This is a genomic window from Streptomyces sp. NRRL S-495 (genome assembly GCF_000966955.1).
Taxonomy (GTDB): Bacteria; Actinomycetota; Actinomycetes; order Streptomycetales; family Streptomycetaceae; genus Kitasatospora; species Kitasatospora purpeofusca.
In genome coordinates this window covers 1-456 of sequence record NZ_JZWY01001253.1, presented here as the reverse complement: position 1 = coordinate 456, position 456 = coordinate 1, and the positions used below count along the sequence as shown (strand labels likewise).

Sequence of the window (456 nt, the reverse complement as noted above, 5' to 3'; positions counted from 1 at the left end):
CGATGGCCGCCACCGCCGGGGCCCGCGTCACCGCCGTCGATCCCGACCGGCAACGCCGCACCCAGGCCCTGCGCTTCGGCGCGAGCACCGCCCTCGACAGCGCGGAGGAGGCCGGCCCGGCCGACATCGCCCTCGACTTCTCCGGCCACCCCGCCGCCGTCCAGCACTGCCTGGACTCGCTCGCCGTCGGCGGCCGCGCCGTCCTCGTCGGCTCCGTCTCACCCGGCCCCGCCGTCGCCCTCGACCCCGAACGCCTCGTGCGCGGCCTGCACACCGTCACCGGCGTCCACAACTACCGCCCGAAGCACCTGGACGCCGCCGTCCGCTTCCTGGTCGCCCACCACCGCGGTTTCCCGTTCGCGGAACTCGTCGCCGCCCCCCACCCCCTCGACCGCATCGCCGACGCCGTCGAAGCCGCCCGCACCGGCGCCGCCCCCCGCCAGGCCCTCGCCCCCA

General features: G+C 78.1%; 1 protein-coding gene. It reads left to right on the top strand.

The features are described 5' to 3' along the window. The coding region (locus VR45_RS40955) for a zinc-binding dehydrogenase (protein ID WP_045945063.1) at positions 1 to 456 on the top strand (456 nt) is incomplete at both ends.